The sequence below is a fragment of the Klebsiella sp. MISC125 genome (assembly GCF_051131775.1).
Classification (GTDB): domain Bacteria; phylum Pseudomonadota; class Gammaproteobacteria; order Enterobacterales; family Enterobacteriaceae; genus Klebsiella.
Genome location: NZ_CP180448.1, coordinates 285,637 through 305,367, shown reverse-complemented (window position 1 = coordinate 305,367; position 19,731 = coordinate 285,637). Strand labels below are relative to the sequence as shown.

The following is a 19,731-nucleotide window of genomic DNA, read 5'->3' as shown; positions in this document are numbered from 1 at the left end:
AAGGCAAACTGATACCCACAGGCCGGTTACTTCCGGCTATCCATCCAGTTCACGATGATGCTGACAAGAATACCAGCAAGCACCGGAGCCGCCAGATCGTCCCAGAGCACCAGGCCTAACTGAGCGAGCGTCATACAGCCGCCTTTGTTGCAATGGCAACCGTTCGCGGCTATCCTCAACTTGTCTGGAGTTGAGAGTAGCCCCCGAAACGTTGCCAGGTTTATACCAAACAACGTGCGGGGGTTTTCTCTTTCCAGCAACCAGTCAATCTATGCCGCCGGGGTTCAAGCCCCCGCAACATTGCGCCTCACCGGGTAACCCCGGCTTGCCGACGATTCTACTGCCCGGACCTGATGCCAGCACCTCACAATTACGCACCGTGCGAGGCGCGTTCCAGTATCGTTTTGGGTTGCTGCAATAAACGAAAAAGGCCGCAGAGTTTACCCCTGCGGCCCCGTCCGGGCGCATGCTGCCATTAAGGCAAACTGATACCCACAGGCCGGTTACTTCCGGCTATCCATCCAGCCCACGATAATGCTGACAAGAATGCCAGCCAGCACCGGAGCCGCCAGATCGTCCCAGAGCACCAGGCCTAACTGAGCGAGCGTCATACAGCCGCCTTTGTTGCAATGGCAACCGTTCGCGGCTATCCTCGAATTGTTGAGGTTCGAGATTAGCCCCCGAAACGTTGCCAGGTTTTTACCAAACAACGTGCGGGGGTTTTCTCTTTCCAGCAACCAGTCAATCTATGCCGCCGGGGTTCAAGCCCCCGCAACATTGCGCCTCACCGGGTAACCCCGGCTTGCCGACGATTCTACTGCCCGGACCTGATGCCAGCACCTCACCTTTATCCATCGTGCGAGGCGCATTCCACAGTTTATTGGCGGTCTTTATTAGCCAGCCACACCAGCAGCTTAAGGCTGGCGGAGTAGTAATCATCCTGAGCGCTAATCTGGGTTTCGGCCTGTTCTTCACCAAGCGTTAAATCGCGCACCGCCAGCAGCCCGCCGGTCATAAACCACGGCGCGACTTCATTGGTATTGACGTTGATCCACGCCGGCGTTTGCAGACGCGGATAGCTCCGGAACCAGGTTTTCCACGGCGTCAGCAGGCTGCTTTGCGGGTCATTCCAGTAGACATACAGCGGGATGCGAATCGCATCGTAGCTCATGCGCGTCGGCCACTCTTTTGCCGGTTCCATCTTGCCGTCAGCTCTTAAGGCGACCCAGTCGCTGGGAAGCTGCGATTTCCCCCACGCCATTTTCCCCAGCAGCGCCTGGCCATCGGTTTGCAGCTTTCGCCAGGCGGTCAAATGCGTACGCGCGGCGAAGGCCTGCCAGGCCGGAAAGATAAAGTAGGATGGATTAATATTGAGATGGTCGTTGAGATAAAATCCCTTCGCGCCAGGAAGCATCACCTGACGCCCGGCGAAGGTGACCACCGTATGTTTGAGTAGCGAAGCGGTTATAGCATCAGAGGCCGTGCCGTAGGATCTTTCATGCCATTGCTGCTGCGCGCGCAGCAGCGCCCAGGCAATCATCGTATCGCCATCGGTGGCGTTGTTTTTATCCGCCACCGGGTTGGGTGCCACCGGATTATAGCGCCAGTAAAACAACCCATTGTCTTTGTTACGTAGCGTTTTATCGGTCCATTGCCATAGCGCGTCAAACGCCGGGCGATCGTTATTCGCTACCGCCAGCAGCATAGCAAAACCCTGCCCTTCAGTGTGCGACACATTGCCGTTGCCAGTATCAACAATGCGCCCATCAGGCATCATAAAACGCGATTTGTAGTTTTCCCACGCCGTATCGGCCCACGCGTGGGGAAGCATCATTACCGTCGTCACCACGACTGCAGCTAAAGCACGCAAGGACATAAATTCACCCGTTATGGATGGAAGTAAAGAAACTGAACGTCAGAGACCGAAAACAGCCGCTCGCGCTGTAATACAACGTGCGCACCACCGCCCTGCCCCTGTAGCCAGCGGGAATAAAGCCCCTCGAGTATGGCACAAAATGCATTACACCAGCGGACGCGACGCGCTTCATCGCGGCTCACCGGCAGCGCCTGATGGCGCAATCGCAGGCCATCGTCGCTGACGTCAACGGTGACAATCCCCCACTGGAAACGGCTCAGTTGAGCATTGATATTGGCCTCCAGTTGCCCGACCGTCTCCGATTCCGGCAACGGATGCTCATCAGCCAACGCCTCCCCCATCTGACGCAGGAAGGGCTGGCTCTCCAGTTCTCCAGCGTTGTTAAGCATGCCATCAACCATAATCAGCAGCAGATCGAACCATCCGGCAGGCGTTTGCTGCTGCTGAAACCAGGCCGTCACCAGCGCATTATTATTCTCCGTCATGATCAGTTGTCTCCCAGCATGTAGCGGATATAGAGGCCGGCGGTGCTTTCGTTATAATCGCCGAAGGTGTCATAGCCAATCTGGCCGCCGAGCGACATCTGTTTGTTGACTTTGTAATCCGCTCCGGCGCGTAGGGTGTAGCCGATCCCGCTCTTCGACGTCGCTGAATAGTAGGCTTCTTTGGCAAAACCATTGGTCACCGCGGTCTCAAGCGTCTGCTGCCATTCGGAGTTAGTCGGGAAATAAGCGCTCTTATCCTGGCTGTAAGATTGGTAGCCCACCGAGCCGCCAAGCTTCATCGTCCAGTTATCATATTTTTCCGTCAGGCTGACCGGCAGCGACACGCTAACGTAGTTCTGCGGACTGAAGTAGCCCCCTTGCCCATAGGTGAAGTAGCTCAGGTTTTTCGAGTAATCCATGTAGCTCATACTCAACCCGGTTTGCAACTGACGATACTCATCGTGATAAGGCCGCAGGTAAACCCCGGCGTTAGCGTTAATACTGGTGTTGCTGGCGACGTTTTGACCAAGGTAGCTATAGCCTCCGCCGCCGACGTAAAAACCCGCATCGCCATCGTCATAGCTCAGTTGCAGGGTGCCGCCATTTTTGGTCACCTGACCCCAGGTTTTGCCAGAGTAGGAATCCTTCAGGCCGACGTAAGAGAGCAGGCTATCGGTCAGTGAACGACGCTCACCGGTGAAAATTAGCGACAGATAATTGGTCAACTTCGGCGACCACTTCACGCCGCCCACGACAGTATTAAGATCCTGACCCAGCGGGGTACTGCCGATATCGACGCGGTATTGATCGCCGCTCAGCGCCAGCGCCAGTTCCACGCCGTTCGCCTTCTGCGAATCCGTCGAGCCGCTGGCCTGATCAACGTTAGGTTTCAGGTTTGAAGAAGACAGATAGCTGGCAACCTGCCCGGAGTCATAGGTCCCCAGTTTCGCCAGATTCTCCATGCCGCTACTGGTAGTGGCGTTAAAATCTGAGGCATTCAGCGTACCCAGATCGCTTAAGGCCTCCGCCCCCGGATTGCTGGCAAAGTAAGTCGTGCGCTCGGTATCGGTCATCGCCGCAATCGCCGCCTGTTCGCTGGTGGCGGTAGAAACCATATTCGAAACCGCATTAGAAAGCGGGTTTGCACCGTAGCGCCGCCAGGCGTCGCCGGTTGCCGTACCGGCATTCAGCGTAATCGGCGTGACGGTAAAGTCGAAACGCGAATCACCAAACGGTGAGGAGGACCAGGTTAGCGGCGTTTTCATTTCAGTGAGCTTGCTGGTGCCGGATTCGCCATCGCGGCCGCGAACTTCCATGCCGCCCTGCAGCCAGGTGCCGGTTTTTTCCTGCAATGTCTCCATCATGGTATCCACCTGGCGCAGCATGCGGGTCTGCGCGGTTTCAACCGGCAGGTCAGGACGCTGGATCCCCGGCAGCGTCCTGCCATCCCCCGTCGAGACCTGGGAAACCTGCCATGGCATATATTGCCCGTAGGTGGAAGCGCTGCGCGTTGTCGTGGGGGTGCGAGAAACGCCGATAAACGGGTTATCCGCCGCCAGCACGCCGCCCACGGTGGGCGTTTGCGCGCTATTGCTGCTCTGTTGCCCCAACAACCTGCCGCGCGCGCTGCGCAGGTAGGTCATCGCCTGCTGGTGATGCCCCTGCGATTCAGCGACGCGCGCCAGCAGCAGCAAACGGTCAGGCGAGTTATCCGGACGCAGTCCGCCCGCCAGTTGTTCGGCCCGATCGTTGTCACCCGCCGACAGCGCGACATCAATCGCTCCGCTGCGCGCATCCTGGGTCGGCGTATCGCGGGTCATCAGATAGTCATAGACCACCCCGGCCTCTTTGTTCATTTTGCCGCTCTGATAGAGACGCGCCATAGCGAACATCAGGTCGGTATTTTGCGGGTCGCTTTGCATCGCGCCCATCAGCTTGTCATACGCCGCCGCGTAGTTGCCCTGCTCGCGCAGATGATCCGCTTCGTTAATCACGTAACCGTTGCGAATGCTGGCCAGCTGCGTCGGCGTACTGCTCGCCTGCAGCTGCGGGTTGGTTAGCAGCCTCTGCGCTTCATTGGTCAGGCCAGCCTGGTTAAGTACCGTGACCTGGTCGGCGTAATCCCCGGCATTGCCCGAGATACCGCCGTTAATATTGTTGCGCACCAGCGATACCGCGGTGGTGACATCGCCGCTTTGAGCCAGCAGGCGCGCCAGTTTGCCGACATCCGCCGGGGCTTTTGGCGGCGTTGCGGCCATCGCCCTAAGCGTATTGGAGGCCGCAACGGTGTTACCCTGCGCCAGATAGCTTTGCGCCGTTGCCAGCTGCAGGTTGTAGTTCACCCGCTGATGCAGACCGCGCATCTGGCTAGTCTGGCTGGCGGGAGGAATTCTTGCCAGCAGCGTTTGCGCCTGCTGCCAGCCGCCGTTCTCGCTGGCAAAAAGAGCTGCGGCGTACAGCGAATTACTGCTGGCGCCGGGGCGATAAGCGGCGGCCATAATCGAGTTTGCCTCACCGTCGTTACCCGATTTTTGCAGCAACCGGGCCAGGTCGAGACGCATCCACGCATCGTCCGGATAGCGGGAGACACCCTGGCGCAGCGTGGCGATTGCGCCCGCCACGTTGCCGCTGCTGGCCTGTTCCTGTGCCTGCCGACGCAGCGAATCCCCCGGCATCCCGGTGACCACTCTCGGTTGTAGTTTTTGCTGCAGGCTTTCCGGCAGCGTGCGCAGCACCGTCTGCGCTTCTGCGATTTTATTCTGATCGCGCAGAACGTAGTAGAGATTCTCCCGCGCCGGGCCGTTTTGCGGCTGTTCGTTGAGCAACGCACGCAGCGTTTGCTCGGCCTGCGGCAGGTCTTTGTTGTGGCGCAAAACGTCAGCACGAAACAGTTTCGCCGCCGTCCCTTGCGTTCCGCCCTGCTGCGCCAGCGGTGCGGAAAGCGCCAGCGCCTGGCTGATATTGCCCTGCTTATAGGCCTGCTGCGCCTGGGCGAGCTGGCCGTAAAACAGTGCATCCGTCGCCTGCTGACGCCGGGTTTGTGAAGCATCACCGCCGAGGTCCGCCGCCCGGCTCAGATACTGAGAAGCCGCCTGAAAATCACCACTGCGCTGGGCGATATAGCCCATCCCTGCCAGCGCGTCCGCGTCCTGCGGGTTGGTTTGCAGAACCTGTTCAAACTGCTGCTTCGCCGCAGCGGTATTCCCGCTGTTAAGGTCAGAGTAACCCTGCCCACGCGCCTGACCACTGCGCCGTTCGCGAAAATAGTTTTGTACTTCAGTATCCTGCGGGTGGCGCTGCATCCAGGTATCATAGAACGGCTCATCACCCGCCTGCGGCCCCATCCACAGCAGCGCCTGACGCAGACCGCTATCGGCTTCTTTACTGCCGCTGGCCATTGGCTCCAGCATGGAGATCCCTTCCCGGCGGGAGTCTTCGCGCCAGGTCAGCACCTTGCCCAACGCCACGCGTGGCCCGTTTTCCTGTGGATGCTGTGCAACGTACTGACGCAGCTCGCTCAGCGCCTGCGGATAGAGCGACTTATCGCTGGCCATCGTCATGTAGTATTCCGCCGCCAGTCCCGACGGTGGCGTGTTGCCGTTGAACATGCTGCGCCAGGTCGCCAGGGCAGCGGGAACATTGCCGCTCCGCGCCTGCTGCCTGGCCAGGTTGAGCTGCCCCTGCGGCACCTGCGCCATTTTTTTAGCGCTGTCTAAATCCTGCAATCCGGGGCTATTGGGTGCCGCTTTCTCCAGCCGCGCTCGCCACTGGGCCGCCGCCTGAAGATTTCCCCCCTGCTGCGCCCAGAGCGCCATCAGGTACAGCGCCTGAGTGTTGTTGGCATCGACCGACAACACTTTTTGCAGCGATTCCATCGCCAGCTCGTCGTGGGATTTTTCATGCCAGTAGTTGGCTTGTGCGAAGAGCGCCTGTAGCGCCGCATCGTTGCCTGCCGCCTGCGCTTCGCCAAACGCGCCAAGCGTCAGCGCGCCGGACAGGCACAGCGTTGTGAATTGACGGGCCGCCTTGTTATTCATTTTGCTAACTCTTTTCATTGGCTATCCCCCGAACCCAGGCGCTTACGGGCATGACGTTTAAACATCGCGGTCAGCGCCAGACCCAGAATCGACGTAACAATCAGCCCCAGCACCGCCAGCAGCCCGGAGTGTTGGTTGGCATACCACACCGCCATCATGTACCACGGCATCTGACCGCTGGGGAACGGCGTGCTGACCTGGAAGCTGCGCACGCCGTTATCGCTGGTGATCACCGCCGTATCGCCGCGAATACCGGCGTTAATACGCGGTGAATTAAGGTCGTCTTCCAGCTTCGATAGCTGATCGTCGTTGCTGGCCATCGCCACCACCACCACCCGCTTCGGGTTCCACGGCGAGCGGTAGCTGATGAACCCGCGCCAGGCGCTGCTGGAAGAGAAGTAGCGGTCAGCATCCACACCATCTGAAGCCCAATCGCCGCTCAGCTTGCGCTGGATTTTTGGCCACAATGCCGGTTCGCGCACGCTCAGCAGATTATCAACCGGGTTATAGGGTGAATCGGCCAGCAGACGCTGGTTAAACGCTTTCTGGTCCAGTGAGCTCACCGCCAGTACGTCACGATCGCGCAGCAACGACGAATTCGCACCACCTTCAGGAATACCCAGCACCACGCGGTTATTGGCCAGCGCTTTACCGGTCGAATTACCCGAACGGGCGGCCAGATTCAGCATTGTCGCCACCTGGGTTTCCGAAGGCCTCTCCGGGAGCAGCAGAGTGGTTTGCGAGTAGTCCGCCAACCGTGAGAACGGGAATGAGGCACCGACAAAATAGGAGAGATTGGGCAGCAGCGAGAAGTGTCGCGTACTGCTCAAATCAATCCACGAATCATCAGTGATTCGGCTCTTAATATTGCTATTCATCAGCACCGCACAGGGCGCGTTATCCTTCGGCACCAGATTGAAATAGAGCGAAAGCTGGTTATCACCGTAAATCAGATACGGCGCTAACGGGATGGTAAAACGCTCCTGACGCGCATCGCCGCCCAGATGACGCCAGAGTTTCTCCAGCGGCCCCTGCTTGTTCATCGGCAAGTTGTTAAGGAAGGTGTTGTTGAGCGTCACGCTCAGCAGCGATTTATCCTCATTGATCCAGTTTTCCGACGGGAAACGATAGCCAATCTGCAAAGGAATGGTTTCACCATCCCACAGATAGAGGTCTGGCGCGGCGCGGAAGGCCACGCGCAGCGGCTCGTGCCACACGCCGCTGACGGTCATGCTTTGATCCTGGCGGATCAATTCACTGATTTTTACCGGACGATCGGTTGGGATCCAGCGCGGCGCATCATACGGTTTGCCGACCGGAATAGCCTGCGGATCCACATTCAAGTTGGGGGTCTGCGGGGCAAAATCGCCGCGAGTCAGCCGCCAGGCCGCCATCCGCAGCGCGGCGTCATTTTGGCCGACGATCAGCAGCAGCTTATAGGCCGGGTTACCGGGGTTCTCAACGATCTGCAACAACGGTTTATCGGTTTGCGGCAGCGTCAGTCCGCCAACCTGCTCGCCGGGGTGACCAATAATAATGCCGTGCTTCTCCGGCAGTCGATCGCGCAGTGCGTCGAATGCAATACCGCGATAATCAGCCTGAATACCCAGCCATGACGACACCAGCGCCGCTGCGCTGAAGACGTCCGCCGTCGGTTTTTCCGGGTAAGCGATAGCAATATCCGCCGGGGTCATCTGCATGCTGTCGAAGAACGGACGCGGGAAGTGGCTTAAATCATTGCTGATATTGAGCTGCTGACTCTCCCAACTAAAATGCGAGGTGGGCAAAATCGTCACTCGCGACGTGTCATGAATATCGAGCCGACACTGCATGGCGTCGCCGTCGTTAATCTTAAAACTCAGGTTATTGCTCGATACCATCAGCGCAGCCGGAATATCCAGCTGGTAGTGTGAGATATCTTCCCCGTCAGCTCCCAACGGCAAGGTACCGAGCGGCTGACCGTTGAGCATTAATTGCAGCGTAGCGTTACGGGTGGCCATCTCCGGCGAGACTTTAATCTCGAGCATCAGCTGGGCATGCGTCACCACCTGATCGGAAGGCAGCGTAAAATCAGCGCCGCCCTGGCTTTGTCCGCCGCTGAGGATGATGCCGTCCGGCATTCCCATCTGCACCAGGTTCAGGTCCCCGCCCACAATCGGGGTTAATGGCACCGTATCAGGTACGCTGGGGGTTACCGGAGGCGGCATCGCGGGCAGTGAAGCCGGCTCTGCGGTGCTTTCCGTTGTGGCCGCCGAATCCGATTCATTCACAGGCGCGGGTTCAGCAACCGGCGCGCTGTCGACCCCCGCGTTAAGCAGCGGGAAATTGAGCTGCGGCAACGAGTCCGCAGGTGTTTCTTCACTATGTAGCCCGGGTGCGGAGAACATTCCAACCAGCAGCGCAAGCGTCGTTAAACGTTTCATAAGTGACCATCCTCCTGCGCGGGCTTCTCAGCAGGCGGCTGGCGACGCTGGCTGCGGCGTGTTTTCCACGTCAGCCAGAACAGTTCAAACACACAACGCAAAATGGTGACGAAAGAGCGGAACGGGTTGTCCTGCGGGCGCGGCGGATTAATCCACGCATCAGCGCGGGCCAGCACCACGCGCACCAGTTCGCGACGGCGTGAAAGCGGAATGTTTTCATCGAATTGCAGACGAATAAAGCTATCGTCAGCGGTCACCTGGCGGACGGGAATCGAGATAGCGCCTGACTGGAGAATCAGCTCAATCTCTTCAATCTCATCCTGCTGGTGACGCTTATCCGGCGCGCTAATGCGGCAGCCGCCCATCGACAGGTCGGCGGTGTGGCTACGCGAGACAATACCGCTGGCGTAGTGAATAAGCACCGGAATATCGACATCGATACGAATCGTTTTGCGCACCTGTCGGGTTTCGCGCGCCACGGCAATGGCGGCCAGCAGGAAGATCAGGCTGTAAATTCCCCAGCCAACGTTGAGCGCAATAACGTTAGGATCTGAACCAAAATAGTCGTGGCCGACAGCACGGACGATGCCGACCACCACGCCCAGGCCCAGCAGGCAGGCAACGACCAAATGCGGCCTGACGACGGTAAAGTCGAAGTAGCCAACGTCCAGCAGGCCGCCCTTATCGGTCACGTTGAATTTTCCGCGTTTGGGGAAAATCATCGTCACCAGCGTCGGCAGCACCAGGTGGAATGCCAACACGATATCGTAAATTTCGCCCCAGAAACTGTAGCGATAGCGGCCGTTCATCCGCGATCCCACGTAGATCGCCAGGAACAGATGCGGCAACGCGTAGGAGACAATCAGGCTCGCCGAGGAGTAGATAATATTCAGGTTAAACAGCAGGTAAGCCAGCGGCGCGGTGACAAACACCACGCGCGGCAGGGCAAACTGATAGTAAAGCATGGCGCTGAGGTAGCACAGACGCTGCTGGAACGTCAGCCCACGCCCCAGTAACGGGTTATCGAGACGGAAAATTTGCGTCATCCCGCGCGCCCAGCGGGTACGCTGAATCACGTGCACCACCAGACGTTCAGTGGCTAAACCGGCCGCCAGTGGAATATCAAGGAACGCCGATTTCCAGCCCAGACGCTGGAACTTCAGCGCGGTATGGGCGTCTTCGGTGACGGTTTCTACCGCAAAGCCGCCAATCTGCTCCAGCGCGGCGCGACGAATCACGGCGCAGGAGCCGCAGAAAAAGGTCGCGTTCCAGTTATCGTTACCCTGCTGGATTGGGCCATAGAATAGCATCCCTTCGTTAGGGATATTGCGGCCCACGGAGAGGTTGCGCTCGAACGGGTCCGGCGAATAGAAGTAGTGCGGGGTCTGCACCAGCGCCAGCATCGGATCATTGAGGAACCCGCCGACCGTCGCCTGTAAGAAGACGCGGGTCGCCACGTGGTCACAGTCAAAGACGCAGATCAGCTCGCCGTTGGTCAGGGTCATCGCGTGGTTGAGATTACCCGCCTTAGCGTGTTTGTTATCGTTACGGGTGATATACCCCACCCCGACGTCGGCGGCGAATACCGCAAATTCGTTGCGCTTACCATCATCCAGTAAATAGATTTTTAATTTATCTTTTGGATAATCAATGCACTGCGCGGCCAGCACGGTATCACGCACCACATCAAGCGGTTCGTTATAGCTCGGAATATAGATATCCACCGTCGGCCAGGTGCTCATGTCATCCGGCAGCGGGACGATTTCGCGCTTCAGCGGCCACACCGTTTGCAGGTAGTTCAGCAGCAGCATCACCCAGATATAGACTTCTGCCAGGAACAGCCCCATCCCCAGAATCGCCTCGATTGTGGAGTTAAAATGCAAGGTCTGCGTCAGGCGGAAATACATATAACGGGTCGACATCAGCAGCGATGTCACGACCATAATGACCGAAACGCTGCGGTTTTTACTAAAACCCATGACGAAGAGAATACCGATGCTCAGCAAGCCAAAAATATACTGCTTTTGGCTGTCCATCGGCGTGATCACCACCAGCACGGCAATAGGCGAGAGCACCAGTACCAGCAACCAGAAAAGAGATTTTTTCATTCAGCGGCCCTGCAATTAAATTAATGCCCTGACATGCGAGGCTGGCTGTGTACCGTGCCGTCGCCAATGTTGATACCCAACTGCGCAGAGATTTTTTTGGCAATGATTTCAATATCAAAGGCGGCTGCGGAGGATGAACTAAAGTCAAGAATCGACTTCTGAGAAGCATTCGCCTCTACCACGCTTTCATCACGATGAATGACGCCCAGCAGGCGGTCACCCAGTTTTTCTTCCATCAACGCGGTGACATCACGACTCACCTGACGGCGATTATCGCTCTGGTTAATCACAAAATAGTGTCCGTGCTTATGGTTGAGCGCCCCCCCGGTTAAACGCTGCTTTTCGACCTGCGACAGGGTCGACATCGAGGCGGTATCCGCCAGCAACGGCACCAGATGCAGGTCGGCAAGCGCCGTCAGCGCCGTCAGCGCGGGTGAGGGTCCCGGCGGCAGGTCGGCGATAGTAATCAGCCCCGGGTAATTGAGTAATGCCGCCAGGCCGCGGGTTAAAAAATGCTCGTCATGGGCCAGGCGCTCATCAAAAGCCTGGCGCTGCGCTTCATTCACGTCACCATAGGGCAGGACGAAAATATTGCTACCGGCGCTGAGCACGCACTGGCTCCAGTCATGCAGCTCCAGCGCTTTCGCGACAAAGCCGCGCTCATCGCTAAGAGGCACGCCAAAATGCAGGCGCAGGGCGTTCTGCACATCAAAATCAAGGGCCAGAACTTTACTGCCCGCGCGGGCCAGCGCCCAGGCCAGGTTTGCCGCGAGGGTCGTTTTTCCTACGCCGCCTTTCGGGGAACACACGCAGATCAGCGGCATGTCGCAATCCTTTCTAAGAGTGATTTCAGGGGCTGGTCTTTATCTTTCGCTATCGGTTCCGGCTCCACGGTTTTCGTCGCGAAGAGATGGGCGTAGCTTTCCGCCGTCGGCACGATGGCCTGACGAGGTTTGATTGCAGGTGCGGGGACGCTGGCAGGTACCGGTTGGGGAATCTCAACTTGAGGAACAGGGATCGGCGGCGCGACGTTTTCCGGCACAATGAACTCTACGGCGGCCGGTACGGTTTTTTCAGTCGCGGCAATGGGCTGTACCGCTACAGGTTCAAGTATCACCGCCGGAGCAACCGGTGGTGTCGGAGGTGCGGCCTCGACCCTGCGGAACATATCAACAGGTACCAGCTGTGGCAGGGGTAATGAAACCGATCCGCCCATAGCGATAGAGGATTCTTCCGCTACGGGAATAAGTTGATTGAGAATAACCCAATCCCCTTTTTCACTGGCGGCAGCTTCTGATGAGAGGTCCTTGAATTTTAGACTGTGTGTCCGCGTCTTTTCCTTGAAGCGCTGCAAATCATCATAATGGTTCATAGATAACCTCATGATTTTAAATACATCATATTTAATCTGTTTTAATTGTCATTCTACGCCGCTAAAGCATAGTTTAATTTGTTGTTTTTTGAACATTTAACCAGCGTTATGCCTGTCACAACACGGTTACTTTAGTACAGCTTTAATAATTTTGAATAAGCCAGGTTGGTATAATTCCATAGTGGTAGTGCGGCTACACTATCAGTTTCTTTTCAAAATGATAGCCCCATTTTTTGGGCGGCGGCGCCGTCAAAACCCACGTAACCCGCCGGGTCATTCACATAGAGTAGTTTTTTATACTGTTTAAATTTTAAAACCTGGCGTAATGCACGCCTGTAGAATACTAACGAGAATACATTTTAATATTTTTTAATCCATTTAGAAATCACTTAACTGAATTAATGAAAATAATAAATAAAGCTCAGACTTAAAATAAATAGCTCAGGATGTTATCTGAAAACCAGGAATATAATGAGTTGACCGAACAACAAAGAACAGCATCAGAAATCATTGCTGACCCCCTTTTAGACCACCTGAAGGCTTGAACAGCGTAAAATAAAATATATTCATAGAGTTAGCTTAGTTGATAGACATAGTGATTTAAGATCCTCTATATTCGATAAATGTTCGTTTTATGTTCCCGATCGTGAAGAGTTTTTTCAGTCTATACACAAAATCATTCGAGATGCATCGAGGCGGCAAGGGAAGAAATCCCCAGGAGCATAGATAACTATGTGACTGGGGTTTCTGAGTGCAGCCAACAAAGAGGCAGCTTGAAGGATGACGGGTATATCGGTAGGAAGAGGGTATGTTGATAAGCGTCCAGGCATTGAACGTCATCGTCACCATCGCGCGCTGTGGCAACTTTAGCGCTGCCGCCGAAGAGCTGCACAAGGTGCCCACGGCTCTCAGCTATACAGTACATAAGCTGGAAAACGAGCTGGGCGCCAAACTGTTTGAGCGCCAGGGCAAACAGCTGATCCTGACGGAAGCGGGCCGTTACTTTATCAAAAAAGGGCAGTTGATCCTGAGCGAGCTGGGAGAGTTGCAGCACACTACTCGCCGCATTGCCAGCGGTACAGAGACGAGCTTAAGCCTCTCGCTCAATAACATTATCAGCCTGCAACCTCTTTACGCGCTGCTGAAACAAAGTGAACACCACTTCCCGCAAACGGAAATTCAGTTGAGTATTGATGTGCATGATGGCGTCTGGGACGCGCTGCTGGAAAAGCGTGCGGATATCGCTATCGGCGCGCCTAACCAGGTGGTACGCCACGGTGAAGTCCTTTGTGCGGAAATGCCCGCCGTTGAGTGGCTGTTCGCCATTGCGCCCGACCATCCGCTGGCGGCGGTTCACCGCCCGCTACAGGCAGAAGATCTGCGCCGCTACCCGGCAATCTGTATCCAGGATACCTCCGTGCAGCTCGAGCCACAGGTTGCCTGGCAACTGCGCGGTCAAAAAGCGCTGCTCGCTCCCGATTACCACAGCAAAATTACGATGCATCTCCACGGTCTGGGCATTGGCTTTCTTCCCCGCCATTTTTGCCAGCGCTACATTGACGACGGCAGACTCGTTAGCGTGCCGGTGGACGTCAGTAAACCGCCGACGCCGCTTTTTCTGGCCTGGCAAAACGAACCTCCCCGCCCTTGTTGCCACTGGTGGCTGACGCAGTTGCAGCGAGCGGATGTCATCGAAGGGTTTTTAACCGAACTCAGTTGACCGGGTTGATAGAACGCTGACCGCCGCCGCCATCCCGGCCAGCATATCCAGCCCGGAGGTGTGACCATACCTGGCAACCGCGGGAAAATTAACCGCAGGCGTCGCCATCAGCGCTAACAAATGCTGGCTATAGCGCCCCTGACACGCATGTCCCAGCATTTCCCGACTGATATCCGTGGTGGCTGACGACAGCGGGGGAATAGCCCGGCGCAGCAAGGACAGCCGGGGATGTTGCCAGTTCTCCATAACCAGCAATACGCCCACCAGGAAATCATCGCCAGAGGGCGTTAGCCCCTCCCCGCGCCCAATCAGAAAACGCAGCAGCGGAACCACATCGCCTTCGCCGTTAGCCAACCAGCGGATAAAGCGTTGATAGACATCAGCCAGCGCAGGCTCTTTTTGCAAGGCCAGTCGAATGCCAATGCGCGGTTGTCCTGCGAGGAAAACGGATAATGCACTAGCAAAACACCGCAAATTCGCAGCGTTCCCGGCAGAAATAAGCTGCGTGGAGACGGGACTCGAACCGAGCATCGACACATCGCCCCCGCGGGGTAAACAGGCCACGTTCATCCCGGCGATAAAACGGAGTCGCAAATCGTCAACGTCGACAATGATACCGTTGGGGGCCAGCGGCATTTCGCGGGTTTGCACAACCCAGAGTTCGCCATTCGGCATGAGCAGATTACAGGCGTGGGTGAAGACCGAGTGCACGCGCCCCGCTTGTCCAGAAGTCAGCCTGGCGCAATGTTTTAGTGCATTCAAAGCCATACGTTAACCTTATTTCCCGAGGGGGGTCACACTTTTGCACATCCATTTTCGCCCCCTTGACCGACCGGCTGATATCCCCTGTTCGCCGTAATCCCCACGGCATCAGGACCCCAGCCATTTTGCCTTGCCGATATGGATTTATCCCTCATATTTTTTGAGGGATAAGCAGAAAACCTTTCTGCGCAGCCATCGCGTTCTGTCCATACACTGCTAGTGTAGTCATAGCTAACAAGGGATCGTTTATGCGTACTATTCAAGCTCAACCTTTTGATTTCACGTTTGATCCTGCCAGCACTGCGCTGGTCATCATCGATATGCAGCGCGACTTTGTCGAACCCGCCGGTTTTGGCGAGGTGCTGGGTAATGACGTCTCGCATCTGCGCCGGACTATCGCGCCATGCCGTCAACTACTGGAACAAGCCCGAGCCTCAGGGTTATTTATTATTCACACCCGCGAAGGCCATCGCGTGGATATGGCGGACTGTCCCCCGGCGAAAAAAACACGCGGCGGGAAAACATTTATCGGCGAATCCGGCCCGATGGGGCGCATTTTAATTCGCGGCGAACAAGGGCACGACATCATCCCGGAGCTCGCGCCACTCCCCGGTGAACCGATTATCGATAAACCCGGCAAGGGAGCATTTTACGCCACCGACCTGGGGCTGATTCTGCAAACTCGCGGCATTAAATCGCTGATCATCTGCGGCGTGACCACGGAAGTGTGCGTGCAAACCACGGCCAGAGAAGCCAACGACAGAGGCTACGAGCTGGTCATCCCGGAAGACTGCTGCGCCTCTTACTTTCCAGAATTCCACCGCGCCGCGCTCGACATGATGAAAGCCCAGGGCGCCATCGTCGGCTGGGTCAGCGATTCAGCCAGTATTATCGGCGCGCTGCAAAACTAATTTTTCGACAACTGGTAATAACCCCATTCCGCCACATCTGTGGCGGTGGCCTCTTATTGCCCGAGGACAGGAAATGACTCTGCATTACCAATGCTTCCCTAACCTGTATAAAGACTCCGTTTCACTGATGCAGGTTTCCGCAAAACTCAATGCCTTAGAGGGCGTTGAGCAAGCTTCTGTCGCCATGGCGACGGCGGCCAATATCGAACGCATGCGCGATGCGGGAATGCCCATTACGCTTGAGGCCCGACCTAACGACCTGCTTATTGCCCTGCTGGCAGATGACGAAACGGCAAAACAGGCGCTGGCGCTGGCGGGTGAGTTACTGAGCCCTCCAGCCACAACGGAAAACACCGAAGGTACAACCCGACGCCCGGCCACCAGCATCGCCGCAGGTGTGGGGGCGTCCGCGCAGGCCAATCTGGCGCTGATTTCAGTTCCCGGCAGCTACGCCGCCGCCGAAGCGCTTAAAGCCCTGAGCGCCGGGCTGCACGTGATGCTCTTCAGCGATAACGTCCCGGAATGTCAGGAAGCGGCGATTAAGCAGTATGCCCGCGAGCGTGACCTGCTGGTGATGGGGCCGGACTGCGGTACCGCCATCATTAACGGGATGCCGCTGGGATTTGCCAACGTAGTCCGCCGCGGAGCAATTGGTCTGGTTGCCGCTTCCGGCACCGGCTTACAGGAAGTGAGCTGCCGCATTCACCACCTCGGTGAAGGTGTTTCACAAGCCATCGGCACCGGCGGTCGCGATCTGCATGAAGAGATTGGTGGTCTGAGCATGCTGCAAGGGATCGCCATGTTGGCGGACGATCCCGAAACGCAGCTCATTGCGCTGATCTCCAAACCCCCGTCACCCGCCATCATGGAAAAAGTGCTGGAATCCGCCCGTCAGTGTGGCAAACCGGTTGTAGCCCATTTCCTCGGGACAAGCGATGCGACGCTGCTGACGAATGGCATCATCCCAGCCCACAGTCTGCAGCACGCCGCGGATATCGCGGTCGCCACGCTGCGGGGAGAAACGGCCGCCGCCAGCCATTCCTTACCTGAAGCTTTACGGCAGCAAGCGGTGCAATCGATTCGCGAAATGACCGCGGAGCAAACCGACATTCGCGGCGTTTTCGCGGGCGGGACTTTCTGCTACGAAGCCCAGCTCGCGCTCCAGGCGGCGGGACTATCCTGTGAATCCAATGCCCCGGTAACGGGCGCACGGGCGCTGCAGGATAAACATCATGGTCACGGCCACAGCCTGGTAGATATGGGCGATGATGAATTCACCCAGGGACGCCCGCATCCGATGATTGACCCGGAGCTGCGTAACGCGCGCCTGCTGTCGGAAGCGCTGGACCCGCGCACCGCCGTCCTGCTGTTCGACATCGTGCTGGGCTATGGCGCCAGCATCGAGCCGTGCAGCGCCCTGCTACCCATTATCGAAGAAATTCAGCGCATTGAAGCCGCTGAACAGCGCCATATTGTCTTGCTTGCTCACGTCTGCGGCACGGATACCGATCCACAGGACAGAGCGCAGCAGATAACGCTGCTGCAAAGCGCTGGCGTCCTGGTGGCTGACAGCAATATCGAGGCCGCTCGCCTGGCGGCATTTATCGCGCAACAACGGAAATAAACTATGACGACCTTATTTCAACAACCGCTTTCGGTTATCAATCTCGGACTGGAAAGTTTTGCTGATAATCTGCGCGAAGCCGGTGGCGAAGTGCTTCATCTGCAATGGCAACCCGTGGCGCAGGGTGATGAACTGGCGGGCTGGACGCTGGCGACCCTGCTGGCCGACGAGCGTATAAAAGCTGCTAACGAACAGGCGCTACAGCGCTATCTGGATGCCCAACCGGTACTGGTCGATGTCGCCAGGGCCCGCGAGGCAATCTCCGGCCTGAACGGCGTACGCAAAATTCTTCATGCCGGGCCACCGATCGCCTGGAGCGATATGTGCGGCCCGATGCAGGGCGCGATTGCTGGCGCGATTGTTTTTGAAGGCTGGGCCAGCAGCACGGAAGAAGCAATGCAAATGGCGGCGACGGGACTGGTCGATCTCGAACCGTGCCATCATCAGCACGCTACCGGGCCGATGGCAGGGATTATCAGTCCTTCCATGCCGGTGTGGATTGTAGAAAACCGCACTCACGGCAATCGCGCGTTTTGTAACTTCAACGAGGGACTCGGCAAAGTTCTGCGTTTCGGGGCCAATAACGAGGATGTGCTGAGCCGCCTGACCTGGATGGGGAACGTGCTGGCTCCCGCATTGAAGCAGGCGCTGGCGCTCAGCGGCGAAATCGAGCTCAAGCCGCTGATTGCCCAGGCGCTGCATATGGGCGATGAGTGTCATAACCGCAACGCGGCAGCGAGCGGGCTATTCTTTAAACGCCTGGCGCCGCTCCTGGCGCGTATTCAACACGGCCCGGAAGCGCTGGAGTTTATAGCCGCCAACGACCATTTCTTCCTTAATCTTTCGATGGCTGCCTGTAAATCGATGCTGGATGCCGCCTGTGATGTCCCGCACAGCTCGCTGGTTACGGTAATGGCGCGCAACGGCGTTAACTTCGGCATTCGCCTCTCCGGTACCGGTGACCGTTGGTTCCAGGCTCCGGCCAACCCCGTCGATGGCCTGTTCTTCCCGGGCTACGGTATCGACGATGCGGCGGCCGATTTAGGCGACTCAGCAATTACCGAGACCGCCGGGATCGGCGGATTTGCTATGGCAGCCTCCCCGGCCATCGTTAAATTCGTCGGCGGCACGCCAGCCGATGCTGTCCGTCATAGCCTGACGATGCAGGAAATCACCCTCGCCACCCATCCGGCGTTCACGCTGCCCGCGCTGAACTTTGCCGGTAGCGGCTGCGGTATCGATGCCCGCTACGTGGTTGATCGCAATATTCTGCCGGTCATCAACACCGGGATTGCGCATAAACGCGCGGGCGTAGGGCAGATCGGTGCCGGGATCACCACCGCGCCGCTGGCCTGCTTTACCGCCGCGCTTCGCGCGCTGGCAGAAGGAGCTGACCATGAAAAAAACTAAAGTCGCCGTCGTCGCCGTTGGCGGTAATGCATTGATCCGCAACCCCGGAGAAAATGCGCTGGAACAGCAGTACGAAGCGGTGAAAGCCACCGCTGAAAATGTGGTTGACCTGATTGCCGCAGGCTGGCACGTGGTGTTGACGCACGGTAATGGCCCGCAGGTGGGTTTTATCCTGCGCCGTAGCGAAATCGCCAAAGACGCCGTTCCTGCGGTGCCGCTGGAGTACGCGGTCGGCGATACCCAGGGCGCAATTGGTTTTATGTTCCAGAACGCGCTGAATAACGCGTTGACCGCACGCGGTCTTGATAGCATCCGCACCGTCGCGCTGGTGACGCAAACGTTAATAGACCCAAACGATACCGCCTTCAGCCATCCTGATAAGCCTATCGGCGACTATATGACTCAGGAAACGGCGGAGACGCTGGCGGCGGCTCAGGGCTGGGATATCGCAGAAGATTCGGGCCGCGGCTGGCGACGCGTCGTGGCATCACCGGCACCAAAAGAAGTCATCGAAACGCCGGTTATTCGCACCCTGCTTGAACAAAATGTCTTAGTCATTGCCTGCGGCGGCGGCGGTATTCCTGTCTGTCGCGATACGTCTGGCAAGCTTATTGCCGCCCAGGCGGTCATTGATAAAGACCGCGCATCGGCGCTGCTGGCCTGCGAATTGCAGGCGGACATGCTGCTGATTCCGACCGGCGTTGAGCAAGTCGCCATCAACTTTGGTACACCGGAGCAGCGCTGGCTCGACACTTTAACGTTAGCTGAAGCGCAGGCCATGCTGCAAAGCGGTCAGTTCGGAGCAGGCAGCATGGCGCCCAAAGTCGAAGCCATGCTGACCTTCCTGCGATGTAATCCTGCGGGGGTTGGGCTGATTACCAATCCGGAAACCATCGTTCGCGCTATTGACGGTCACGGTGGAACCCGGTTTACCGGTTAATTTTACGCCGCCATGCGCACGGCGAATGGCGGCCCCATATTCGGGTATAAATAAGGATAAAAA

General features: G+C 57.2%; 14 protein-coding genes and 1 pseudogene. 5 read left to right on the top strand and 10 right to left on the bottom strand.

Going from position 1 to position 19,731, the window contains the following annotated elements; genetic code table 11:
- Window positions 1-26 precede the first annotated feature (26 nt).
- The 9 genes and pseudogenes from ACMYSL_RS01410 to bcsO form a co-directional block, all read right to left on the bottom strand.
- Entirely contained in the window at window positions 27-134 is a 108-nt protein-coding gene (locus ACMYSL_RS01410; RefSeq protein ID WP_304254058.1) for a type I toxin-antitoxin system toxin Ldr family protein, read from the bottom strand.
- Window positions 135-503: 369 nt separating this feature from the next.
- The gene (locus ACMYSL_RS01405) at window positions 504-611 is read right to left on the bottom strand and encodes a type I toxin-antitoxin system toxin Ldr family protein (protein WP_181484524.1); all 108 of its coding nucleotides are present in this window, start codon (window positions 609-611) and stop codon (window positions 504-506) included.
- 266 nt (window positions 612-877) lie between these two features.
- Window positions 878-1,876, bottom strand: coding sequence for a glycosyl hydrolase family 8 (locus tag ACMYSL_RS01400; RefSeq protein WP_434661179.1), 999 nt, complete (start codon window positions 1,874-1,876; stop codon window positions 878-880).
- Window positions 1,877-1,887: 11 nt separating this feature from the next.
- Complete coding sequence (bcsD, locus tag ACMYSL_RS01395; RefSeq protein WP_304261149.1) at window positions 1,888-2,364, bottom strand: cellulose biosynthesis protein BcsD; 477 nt, start codon at window positions 2,362-2,364, stop codon at window positions 1,888-1,890.
- Window positions 2,364-6,416: a cellulose synthase subunit BcsC-related outer membrane protein gene (locus ACMYSL_RS01390; RefSeq protein WP_434661178.1), complete on the bottom strand. Its 4,053-nt coding sequence runs from the start codon at window positions 6,414-6,416 to the stop codon at window positions 2,364-2,366. Before ACMYSL_RS01390 ends, bcsD begins: the two co-directional genes overlap by 1 nt.
- Window positions 6,413-8,821, bottom strand: coding sequence for a cellulose biosynthesis cyclic di-GMP-binding regulatory protein BcsB (bcsB, locus tag ACMYSL_RS01385; protein WP_434661177.1), 2,409 nt, complete (start codon window positions 8,819-8,821; stop codon window positions 6,413-6,415). The genes ACMYSL_RS01390 and bcsB overlap by 4 nt, the downstream gene beginning before the upstream one ends.
- Window positions 8,818-10,929, bottom strand: coding sequence for a UDP-forming cellulose synthase catalytic subunit (gene bcsA, locus ACMYSL_RS01380; RefSeq protein ID WP_434661176.1), 2,112 nt, complete (start codon window positions 10,927-10,929; stop codon window positions 8,818-8,820). The genes bcsB and bcsA overlap by 4 nt, the downstream gene beginning before the upstream one ends.
- 20 nt (window positions 10,930-10,949) lie before the next feature.
- Window positions 10,950-11,742, bottom strand: a pseudogene (gene bcsQ, locus ACMYSL_RS01375) (cellulose biosynthesis protein BcsQ).
- Window position 11,743: 1 nt separating this feature from the next.
- Entirely contained in the window at window positions 11,744-12,301 is a 558-nt protein-coding gene (bcsO, locus tag ACMYSL_RS01370) for a cellulose biosynthesis protein BcsO (RefSeq protein WP_434661175.1), read from the bottom strand.
- A gap of 808 nt (window positions 12,302-13,109) precedes the next feature.
- Here bcsO and ACMYSL_RS01365 point away from each other — a divergent pair.
- Entirely contained in the window at window positions 13,110-14,021 is a 912-nt protein-coding gene (locus tag ACMYSL_RS01365; RefSeq protein ID WP_182235247.1) for a LysR substrate-binding domain-containing protein, read from the top strand.
- On the opposite strand, the gene ACMYSL_RS01360 is transcribed toward ACMYSL_RS01365, so the two are convergent.
- Window positions 14,004-14,789 carry a DUF2877 domain-containing protein gene (locus ACMYSL_RS01360; protein ID WP_434661174.1) on the bottom strand — a complete coding sequence of 262 codons (786 nt, stop codon included), beginning with the start codon at window positions 14,787-14,789 and terminating at the stop codon, window positions 14,004-14,006. The genes ACMYSL_RS01365 and ACMYSL_RS01360 overlap by 18 nt on opposite strands.
- 242 nt (window positions 14,790-15,031) lie before the next feature.
- On the opposite strand from ACMYSL_RS01360, the gene ACMYSL_RS01355 reads away from it, so the two are divergent.
- The 4 genes from ACMYSL_RS01355 (at window position 15,032) to ACMYSL_RS01340 (ending at window position 19,668) form a co-directional block, all read left to right on the top strand.
- Window positions 15,032-15,694: a cysteine hydrolase family protein gene (locus ACMYSL_RS01355; RefSeq protein ID WP_110276224.1), complete on the top strand. Its 663-nt coding sequence runs from the start codon at window positions 15,032-15,034 to the stop codon at window positions 15,692-15,694.
- Window positions 15,695-15,767: 73 nt separating this feature from the next.
- Window positions 15,768-17,318, top strand: a complete 1,551-nt coding sequence (fdrA, locus tag ACMYSL_RS01350) for an acyl-CoA synthetase FdrA (RefSeq protein WP_434661173.1) — start codon at window positions 15,768-15,770, stop codon at window positions 17,316-17,318.
- A 3-nt stretch (window positions 17,319-17,321) separates the two neighbouring features.
- Window positions 17,322-18,728 (top strand): oxamate carbamoyltransferase subunit AllG family protein, encoded by a 1,407-nt coding sequence (locus ACMYSL_RS01345; protein WP_434661172.1) that lies wholly within the window; start codon window positions 17,322-17,324, stop codon window positions 18,726-18,728.
- Window positions 18,715-19,668 (top strand): carbamate kinase, encoded by a 954-nt coding sequence (locus tag ACMYSL_RS01340; RefSeq protein ID WP_434661171.1) that lies wholly within the window; start codon window positions 18,715-18,717, stop codon window positions 19,666-19,668. The genes ACMYSL_RS01345 and ACMYSL_RS01340 overlap by 14 nt, the downstream gene beginning before the upstream one ends.
- Window positions 19,669-19,731 lie beyond the last annotated feature (63 nt).